At 51.9% G+C, this 8,280-nt stretch carries 10 protein-coding genes and 3 pseudogenes; 7 read left to right on the top strand and 6 right to left on the bottom strand.

Annotation, left to right across the window (positions count from 1 at the left end):
* The 3 genes and pseudogenes from QZ506_RS17715 to QZ506_RS17705 form a co-directional block, all read right to left on the bottom strand.
* Nucleotides 1-108, bottom strand: a pseudogene (locus QZ506_RS17715) (IS481 family transposase); the annotation flags it as partial.
* Between the two features lie 103 nt (nt 109-211).
* Nucleotides 212-778 (bottom strand): lipoprotein, encoded by a 567-nt coding sequence (locus QZ506_RS17710; protein WP_291972942.1) that lies wholly within the window; start codon nt 776-778, stop codon nt 212-214.
* Between the two features lie 323 nt (nt 779-1,101).
* Nucleotides 1,102-1,417 (bottom strand): annotated as a pseudogene (locus QZ506_RS17705) (IS1 family transposase).
* Between QZ506_RS17705 and QZ506_RS17700 the strand changes: the two are divergent.
* Both QZ506_RS17700 and tdh read left to right on the top strand, forming a co-directional pair.
* Nucleotides 1,337-1,507: a hypothetical protein gene (locus QZ506_RS17700; protein ID WP_291972941.1), complete on the top strand. Its 171-nt coding sequence runs from the start codon at nt 1,337-1,339 to the stop codon at nt 1,505-1,507. The pseudogene QZ506_RS17705 and the gene QZ506_RS17700 sit on opposite strands and share 81 nt — an antisense overlap.
* A pseudogene (gene tdh, locus QZ506_RS17695) lies at nt 1,476-1,716 on the top strand (L-threonine 3-dehydrogenase); the annotation flags it as partial. The gene QZ506_RS17700 and the pseudogene tdh, both read left to right, overlap by 32 nt.
* A gap of 41 nt (nt 1,717-1,757) precedes the next feature.
* Here tdh and QZ506_RS17690 read toward each other — a convergent pair.
* Both QZ506_RS17690 and envC read right to left on the bottom strand, forming a co-directional pair.
* A complete protein-coding gene (locus tag QZ506_RS17690) occupies nt 1,758-2,630 on the bottom strand; it encodes a divergent polysaccharide deacetylase family protein (protein ID WP_291972944.1) in 873 nt (290 codons plus the stop codon).
* A gap of 88 nt (nt 2,631-2,718) precedes the next feature.
* Nucleotides 2,719-3,936 carry a murein hydrolase activator EnvC gene (envC, locus tag QZ506_RS17685; RefSeq protein ID WP_291972943.1) on the bottom strand — a complete coding sequence of 406 codons (1,218 nt, stop codon included), beginning with the start codon at nt 3,934-3,936 and terminating at the stop codon, nt 2,719-2,721.
* Between the two features lie 430 nt (nt 3,937-4,366).
* On the opposite strand from envC, the gene QZ506_RS17680 reads away from it, so the two are divergent.
* From QZ506_RS17680 to cysE, 4 genes are all read left to right on the top strand, one after another.
* A complete protein-coding gene (locus QZ506_RS17680) occupies nt 4,367-4,798 on the top strand; it encodes a rhodanese-like domain-containing protein (RefSeq protein ID WP_291972940.1) in 432 nt (143 codons plus the stop codon).
* Nucleotides 4,799-4,971: 173 nt separating this feature from the next.
* Nucleotides 4,972-5,457: a protein-export chaperone SecB gene (secB, locus tag QZ506_RS17675; RefSeq protein ID WP_291972939.1), complete on the top strand. Its 486-nt coding sequence runs from the start codon at nt 4,972-4,974 to the stop codon at nt 5,455-5,457.
* Entirely contained in the window at nt 5,457-6,476 is a 1,020-nt protein-coding gene (gene gpsA, locus QZ506_RS17670) for an NAD(P)H-dependent glycerol-3-phosphate dehydrogenase (RefSeq protein ID WP_291972938.1), read from the top strand. The genes secB and gpsA overlap by 1 nt, the downstream gene beginning before the upstream one ends.
* 168 nt (nt 6,477-6,644) lie before the next feature.
* Nucleotides 6,645-7,466, top strand: coding sequence for a serine O-acetyltransferase (gene cysE, locus QZ506_RS17665; protein ID WP_291972937.1), 822 nt, complete (start codon nt 6,645-6,647; stop codon nt 7,464-7,466).
* Nucleotides 7,467-7,513: 47 nt separating this feature from the next.
* On the opposite strand, the gene QZ506_RS17660 is transcribed toward cysE, so the two are convergent.
* Complete coding sequence (locus tag QZ506_RS17660; protein WP_291972936.1) at nt 7,514-7,645, bottom strand: hypothetical protein; 132 nt, start codon at nt 7,643-7,645, stop codon at nt 7,514-7,516.
* Between the two features lie 39 nt (nt 7,646-7,684).
* Here QZ506_RS17660 and QZ506_RS17655 point away from each other — a divergent pair.
* The coding region (locus QZ506_RS17655; RefSeq protein WP_291972935.1) for an IS5 family transposase at nt 7,685-8,280 on the top strand (596 nt) is incomplete at its 3' end.

The raw sequence follows: 8,280 nt of genomic DNA, 5'->3' as shown, positions 1-8,280 counted from the left end.
GCGTGACACGCCCATGATCTTGCAGGCTTTTGATACGTTACCGAGTTCTTCGGCGAGATTGAGCAGGCCGGCTTTGTGTTTGATAATGGGATTGTTAGCATGAAGCATGAGAGTTACCTCGCGTTTTGTTTAAGGATTAGGCACCCATATCAAAACCGGTAACTCTCAACCTTTCAAGGTCCAGTGTCAGATCTAGTCGCGACTAATACACTTAATCCGTCAACTGAATGGCAATTTTCCCCGGTTTTACCTCAATGCCTTTTGCCAGTTTTTTGGCTAAGGCTTCCGTTTTGCTATTTTCATCACTGAGCAAATAGGCTGGTTTCTGATCAAAATAGTTCTTCAATGCCTGATTTAAATAGGGCGTCAACGTTTTGAACACGGTATCCATCTTCTCTGGTGTCACTTGATAATCCACCAGTTCCATTTCTTTGAGGTAAATGGCGCTGTTAGTTTTATCAAACACCGGTTGTGCTTTCAGAGTAAGCACAGCATCCGCTGACTGGGCACCCAGCAACGAACTGATGTCCACTTTGGCATGGCCTGACAGGGTGACTTTGCACGGTTCAGCACGTCCGATCTGGCTGCTGAGATCGTTCAACACGATGGTGGCATCGAGTAAGCCTGGAATGCCGATCTGTTTTTTAAAATCATTGTGTTTTTGCAGATAACTGTTTACATCTTGCTCGCTAAGAGAATATTGCGTGAGCCGATCGCAGCCACTAACAAGTAACGTCAGCGACACTGCGGCAATGGCGGCTATCCCTGATTTTTTCATTGATGTTCCTCTGCACGTGCTGTGTTTCTGAAGTATGGCTGTTTAACGATAGAAAGGGTGCCTTGAGCTTAGCAGAAAATCTGCGGGGCTAATGGGCGGAGATATACACTGCCTTATCAGCCCCTGGTTAGCTATCAGATAGCGCTGAAAGCACAGAAATTGGCAGTTAGCGCCAGCGTTAACCTCAATGCTCTCCCAACGTGGCCGGCGCTATCTTACGCAGATTGAACTGCCAATACAGGGCTACCAGCGTGAGTAAACCGATAATGCCTAACATAAACCACGGCAGTTCTGGGTCGTGTATTCAATGAGTTGATGTAGCATCAAACGTAGTACTCGCGTTCGATGTAAGTACCGATGATCCTATCGTGCATTTCGGATGATTTTGAATATCCGAGCGTCTTGCTATTGAGCCGTTGCAGTCGGTTACGCAGTGTCAGATGTGCACGCTCAATACGCTGTGTATACAGCTTGCTAACAATGTGTTTTACTTTTGGAAGTTCGTCGTTGTAAGCCCTGTAGCCATCCGTGTTTGCATGACTGACGACGGTAACGCTGATGGCTACTTTTGCCATAACCGTGTTTTTTCACAGGAGATGTCTGTTCACAAAACGGGCATCTTACATCAACTTTATCCACTGTATTCCACATCCAAAACCGGACATTTCACACTGCAATCAACATATTGAATACACGACTTGGCATTCCGCCGGAACCGATGATGGTTGATTGGAACGAAGTGATTTTCAAAGGACTGACGATCAAAGGAATCTACGGGCGTGAGATGTTCGAAAACTGGTACAATATGGCGTCATTAATCCAATCAGGCCTCGATTTAACGCCAATTATCACTCATCACTTCAATAGATGACTTTCAGCAGGGCTTTGACGTGATGCGCTCTGGGAAATCCGGCAAAGTGATTTTGCACTGGGATTAACGGCATCGTAGCGCGCCCCGAGGCCAGGACGCGCTACGCATTTATTTATCCCCGGATGTGACCCAGGTACGCCAGCGTTGCTCAATAAAATGAACGGGCGCACTGTCACGTAAGCTTTCCCCGATCAGTTTAAAGAAGACGTCGTTACCCACCGGCGGTAGTGGCTGTTTAATAGTACACAGCTGCGGTTTGCGGAACGGTTTACGTGCTGGTTGCGCAGGGCGAGGTTCATAGGGCAGCGTCTGGTAGTGAACCGGCTCATTCAACAACTGGCTGGGGCGCACCAGAACGATATCGGTATCCAGCGTGGGCAACATCTGTTGCAGCACTTTGATAGTCGCGGGGTGCGGGTGACCGATGGCAATGGCCGAACCGGTACGGCGTGCCAGTTGCACCGCACGATTAAACTGGGTGCGGATATCCGCCTCATTCTGAGTATCGTCTAAAAAGACCTTACGCTTGACCACCTTGACGTGCGTGCCCGCCGCAGCCGGAATGGATTGGCTGCTGCCGATAGTCATGCTGTCGAGAAAGTAGAGCTGATAAGCGTTGAGGGCCTGCATCACCTTTTGCATACCTGGCAAGCTGTAGGTCATGGCGCTGCCCATATGGTTATTTAACCCGACCGCGTAAGGGACGTTATTTACCGCCTGACGGATAATGCGTTCGATCTCTTCACTGCTCATCTCCGGGCGTAGTGTATCTTTCTCGAGAGGCTGTTTTCCCATCGGAGCCATCGGTAGGTGGATCAATATCTCGCGCCCTTGCTGGTGGGCCTTTACTGCCATGTCACGGGCATAGGGCGCGTTGGGCAACACCGCAATGGAGATGGCGGTTGGCATCGCCAGTATCTGATTTTCGTTGTGGGGCCGATAGCCGAAATCATCAATCACAATTGACAGCTTTCCCGCCATCGCCCATGAACAAAATGCCAATAACAAGGTGAAGAGAAGCGGACGGCGTACTTTTCGTAACATCGGTATCAGCAAAATGTTTTCCCTGTTATTTCCCTAACCAAGGTTGTGGGTTGACCGCCTGACCTTGACGGCGAATTTCAAAGTAGAGCGCAGGCTGGCTTTGGCCACCGCTGGTGCCCACTAATGCGATCGGTTGTCCGGCTTTCACCTGTGCGCCGACCGACACCAGTGCGCTCTGGTTATAGCCATACAGGCTCATGTCTCCCTTGCCGTGCTGCAACACCACAACAAGTCCATATCCTTGCAGCCAATCAGCCATCATCACGGTGCCATCGGCAATGGCCTTGACATCGGTACCCTCTGGTGCCGCGATCACCAATCCCTTCCAGCGCAATTCGCCCTGCAAGGGTTCACCAAAACGGTGTTCAACACGCCCCCTCACTGGCCAGATAGCCTGACCGGCGGGTTGGCCCAACCCGCCGGTGCGCGCCATAAGTGAACGCTCACTTTCCGACGGTTGGTAACGGCTGCCGCTGCGTTTGGCTTGTTCTTCACGTTCACGCACCTTGGCTGCCTCGCGCGCTTCGCGTTCGGCTCGCGCTTTGGCTTCGCGTTCAGCGCGGGCAATCTGGTCGCGCAGGCGTGCTTCATTCTGTCGTAATTCTGTCAGTTGCTGCTGATCTTTTTCCAGCGAACTTTCCAGCGTGGATAGGGTTTGTTTACGTTCACCCCGCGCTTGCTCCAACGCCTTTTGCTGTGTTTGCTGCTCGGCGAGCAACGTTTTTTGCGTTGCTTGCTTCTGCTCTACCTGCCGTTTCTGTGCTGCGAGCTCGGTGCGGGTGTGTTGCAACTCAGCGATGTTTTGCTGGCGCGCTTCATTCAGGTAACCAAAGTAGGCCAAAATACGCTCGCTGCGCTGGCTCTCTTCGCCGCTGAGGATAAGTTGCAAGCCGTTGTGTTGCCCCTGACGAAAGGCGGCGTCTAATTGGTGTGCCAGCAGCACTTCCTGCTGCTTTCTTTGGCTTTCGAGTTTGGTGATGGAGGTTGCCAACGCTTTAAGCTCTTCGCTAAGTGTGGCAAGCGTTCCCGTGATGTCACGCAGTTGGCGACTGGCCCGGGCGATGGATTTTTCTTGCTGCTGTAACTGGCTGAGCAGCGCGCTGCGTTGCTGTTTCTGCTCTTGAACGCGTTTTTCCTTCTCCGCGATATCCTGTTGCAGCGTCTTGAGCTGTTGCTGATTATCGGCACCGAGCCCGAGCGTCGGCCACGCAAAAGCCCCAACGCAAACCGCGCTGATACATATCGCGAGCAGCGCATGCAGCGGCGATTTGCCTGTGCTTGAACCCTGAGCAGGCACACGGCATGGTACTCGGTGCGAGACCACTGACGCTTTATTATTCATAAGATGGGATTATTTCACGATGGGCAGCCCCTGACCAGTCATCCTACCGCGCTTTTCTCTCTCCGGTAATGAAAGAACATGTTGCAGAGGTGCGCATCTTGGGTAAGGTTTACACAGGATGAACTGCATCAAGCATGATAAAAAGGGTGCAATACGCATAAAATGGCACAACCGTTAGCGGCGGTCGCTACGATTTTTCTGATTCATGCCACAGATAGAGTTACAGTTTAGCTGCTTGCTGGTTGTTACAGGCTGTAATTGCTGTACCGCATAGGTATACTCAGAAACCTTGATTTTTGTTGATTAACTGATTCGGGAGCTGTTACCCCCCATGCAAGAGATTATGTCGTTCGTAAGCAGGCATCCGATTATGAGTATCGCCTGGGTTGCACTGTTGGTTGCCGTTATTGTCATTACCGTGAAAAGTAAGCTTTCCAAGGTGAAAGAAATCGCGCGTGGCGAAGCCATTCAACTTATCAATAAAGAAGAAGCGGTTATCGTTGATTTGCGCAACCGTGATGATTTCCGTCGTGGCCACATTGCCAACGCCATCAACCTGCTGCCTAACGACATTAAGAATGGCAGTCTGGGCGAGTTGGAGAAACACAAAGCGCGCCCTGTGATTGTCGTTTGCGTGAACGGTATCAGCTCGCGTGAATCCGCTGACAACTTGCTGAAAGCCGGTTTTGAACGCGTGTCTGTTCTGAAAGACGGCTTGTCCGGCTGGAGCGGTGAGAATCTTCCGCTGGTGCAGGGTAAATAAACGCGATAGCGCAAGCAGAATGTCTTTAAAGCATGTCGTAAAGGTATGGTAGGTTGTAGCTAGGCGCAGGTTCCCTGCACGCATTGTTCGATTTTAAATGCACACATTAGCGTCCGCTGCCACACGGTGAATGCGGCGCATTAGAAACGTTAACATTAAAGGTATTAGCCAACATGTCCGAACAAAACTCCGCCGAAATGACTTTTCAGATTCAACGTATTTACACCAAGGATGTCTCTTTTGAAGCGCCGAATGCTCCTCAGGTGTTTCAGCAGGATTGGCAACCGGAAGTTAAACTGGATCTGGATACGGCGTCCAGCCAACTGGCGGAAGAAGTGTATGAAGTTGTGCTGCGCGTAACGGTAACCTCGACGCTGGGCGAAAATACTGCGTTCCTGTGTGAAGTTCAGCAAGCGGGTATTTTCACCGTTGGCGGTCTGGAAGGTACACAACTGGCACATTGCCTAGGCGCTTACTGCCCGAACATTCTGTTCCCCTATGCGCGTGAATGTGTGACCAGCATGGTGACACGCGGCACATTCCCGCAGTTGAATCTGGCGCCGGTGAACTTCGATGCGCTGTTCATGAACTATCTGCAACAGCAAACGGAAGGGCAGTCCGCAGAAGGTGAAAACGGCGCACCGCGTTTGGATGCCTGATGAGCACAGCTAATGCTTCCATGACAGTGGTCGGTGCAGGTTCATACGGCACCGCCCTAGCGATTACGCTGGCCCGCAATGGTCACTCCGTGGTGCTGTGGGGACACGATCCTGCGCACATACAGACATTGCAGGCCGCCCGGTGTAACCAGGCGTTCCTGCCGGATGTGCCTTTCCCCGATACGCTGCACCTCGAGTCTGATTTAGCGCAGGCGCTGGCGGCGAGTCGCGATATTTTGGTGGTGGTGCCGAGCCATGTGTTTGGTGACGTGCTACGTCAGCTAAAACCGCTGCTGCGTGCTGATGCACGCTTGGTGTGGGCGACAAAAGGGTTGGAGGCAGAAACCGGGCGCTTGTTGCAAGATGTGGCGCGGGAAGCATTAGGTGAAGAGATTCCTTGGGCGGTGATTTCTGGTCCGACGTTCGCGAAAGAACTCGCGGCGGGATTACCCACCGCTATCGCGCTGGCCGCGACAGACAAAACGTTTTCTGACGATCTGCAAACGCTGCTGCACTGTGGCAAGAGTTTTCGCGTCTACAGTAACCCCGATCTTATCGGCGTTCAGCTTGGCGGCGCGGTAAAAAATGTGATTGCTATTGGTGCCGGCATGTCCGATGGCATTGGCTTTGGTGCCAATGCGCTCACGGCGCTCATCACGCGTGGGCTGGCGGAAATGACGCGGCTTGGCGTGGCGCTCGGGGCTGACCCCGCCACGTTTATGGGGATGGCCGGGCTGGGCGATCTGGTGTTGACCTGTACCGATAACCAATCCCGTAACCGCCGCTTTGGCATGATGCTGGGTCAGGGGCTGGATGTACAAAGCGCTCAGGACCAGATTGGTCAGGTGGTGGAAGGTTATCGCAACACCAAAGAGGTGCTGGCGTTGGCGCAGCGTCATGGGGTAGAAATGCCCATCAGTGAACAACTGTGGCAGGTTTTATACTGTGGCAAGGCCGCACGCGAAGCGGCGCTTACCCTGCTTGGTAGAACGCGCAAAGACGAAAGCGAGCGCGAATAATATAACGTTATCCTTGAGACCAACGGCGACGCTGGTGTTCTGGCGTTTTTTGGCTTTTATATCGTATGCTGGCGGCTACGCGAGTCTTTGGCGAGCGTGACGGGCGATAACAATAAATGCAACGTGTCAGCGCATCGCAATGAACGGTGCGGCAGGGGAGTGAAGGCAATGTCGACTGATGAATTGGAATTGGTGTGGGAAAATATCAAAGCAGAAGGCCGGTCGCTGGCTGATTGCGAGCCGATGTTGGCCAGCTTTTTTCATGCCACATTGCTGAAACATGAAAACCTAGGCAGCGCATTGAGTTATATGCTGGCGAACAAGTTGGCAAATTCCATCGTGCCGGCGATCGCCATTCGCGAAGTAGTGGAAGAGGCCTACCGTGCCGATCCGCAAATGATTCTGTCATCCGCGTGCGACATTCGCGCGGTGTGTCAGCGTGACCCGGCGGTGGATAAATACTCCACGCCGCTGCTTTACCTGAAAGGATTTCATGCGCTTCAGGCCTACCGTATTGGTCATTGGCTCTGGTATCAGGGGCGTAAAGCGCTGGCTATTTATTTTCAGAACCAGATTTCGGTGTCGTTTGGCGTCGATATTCACCCAGCTGCGACCATTGGTTGTGGGATCATGCTCGATCATGCCACCGGGATTGTGATTGGTGAGACGGCAGTGGTGGAAAATGATGTGTCTATCCTGCAATCTGTCACCTTGGGCGGGACCGGGAAAACCAGCGGCGATCGCCATCCCAAGATCCGCGAAGGGGTTATGATTGGCGCGGGTGCCAAAATTCTCGGTAATATTGAAGTTGGGCGCGGCGCAAAAATTGGCGCAGGTTCCGTGGTGTTGCAGCCAGTTCCGGCGCATACCACGGCGGCGGGCGTCCCGGCGCGCATTGTGGGGCGCCCGGAAAGCGACAAACCCGCAATGGACATGGATCAATACTTCAATGGGATCAATCGGGGATTTGAATACGGCGATGGGATTTGAGTTCTTCCTACAGTAAGCTGTTTTTCAAATTATTTCCCCTACTTATATCACATACTATCCAAATATTCAGCTGAGCTAAGATATTTTCTTATAAGAAATATCTCAAATATTGCCGCTTCACCGACAATTCCACGCAATATAACGGCTTTGCTGAATAAATATAACTTTTGGGTAATCATCGGAGCAGATCACCACAGTTGTTTCAAAATCAGGTCCCCATGGCAAAACAAAATTTTAAAATAACCAACTGGCCCTCTTATAACAAGGCCCTCAAGCAACGCGGTTCTCTAACCGTATGGCTAGATAAATCAGCCATTGCTGCATGGACGGAAAAAAACACTACTGAACGGCGTGGACGACCGCTCCACTACTCAGATATGGCCATCACCACAGTCCTGATGATGAAACGCGTGCTTGGCCTTTCATTGAGGGCTTTACAGGGCTTTGTTGACTCGATTTTTAAACTGATTAAATTGTCGCTGCATTGTCCAGACTATTCGCTGCTCAGCAAGCGAGCAAATACAGTGAACATCGGCATAAAAACGCCAACCCGTGGTGAAATCTCGCATCTGGTCATTGATGGAACCGGTCTGAAGGTCTTTGGCGAAGGCGAATGGAAAGTCCGGCAGCATGGTGCCGACAGACGCAGGGTATGGCGTAAGCTGCACCTTGCAGTAGACAGTGTGACGCATGAGATTATCTGTGCGGATTTGTCGCTCAGTGGTACGACTGATGCCCAAGCTCTACCGGCGCTGATAAACCAGACCCACCGGAAAATCAGAGAGGCATCGGCTGACGGCGCTTACGATACAGT

It is taken from the genome of Candidatus Symbiopectobacterium sp. (assembly GCF_020054415.1).
Lineage (GTDB): Bacteria > Pseudomonadota > Gammaproteobacteria > Enterobacterales > Enterobacteriaceae > Symbiopectobacterium.
This window is presented reverse-complemented; position numbering and strand designations above follow the sequence as displayed.

Excerpts from the sequence above, each read along its gene's own strand:
- QZ506_RS17700 (WP_291972941.1), top strand. The coding sequence starts at position 1,337 with ATGGCTACTTTTGCCATAACCGTGTTTTTTCACAGGAGATGTCTGTTC.
- cysE (WP_291972937.1), top strand. The coding sequence starts at position 6,645 with ATGTCGACTGATGAATTGGAATTGGTGTGGGAAAATATCAAAGCAGAA.
- gpsA (WP_291972938.1), top strand. The coding sequence starts at position 5,457 with ATGAGCACAGCTAATGCTTCCATGACAGTGGTCGGTGCAGGTTCATAC.
- QZ506_RS17660 (WP_291972936.1), bottom strand. The coding sequence starts at position 7,645 with ATGATTACCCAAAAGTTATATTTATTCAGCAAAGCCGTTATATTGCGT.
- QZ506_RS17690 (WP_291972944.1), bottom strand. The coding sequence starts at position 2,630 with ATGGCGGGAAAGCTGTCAATTGTGATTGATGATTTCGGCTATCGGCCC.
- QZ506_RS17710 (WP_291972942.1), bottom strand. The coding sequence starts at position 778 with ATGAAAAAATCAGGGATAGCCGCCATTGCCGCAGTGTCGCTGACGTTA.
- secB (WP_291972939.1), top strand. The coding sequence starts at position 4,972 with ATGTCCGAACAAAACTCCGCCGAAATGACTTTTCAGATTCAACGTATT.
- QZ506_RS17680 (WP_291972940.1), top strand. The coding sequence starts at position 4,367 with ATGCAAGAGATTATGTCGTTCGTAAGCAGGCATCCGATTATGAGTATC.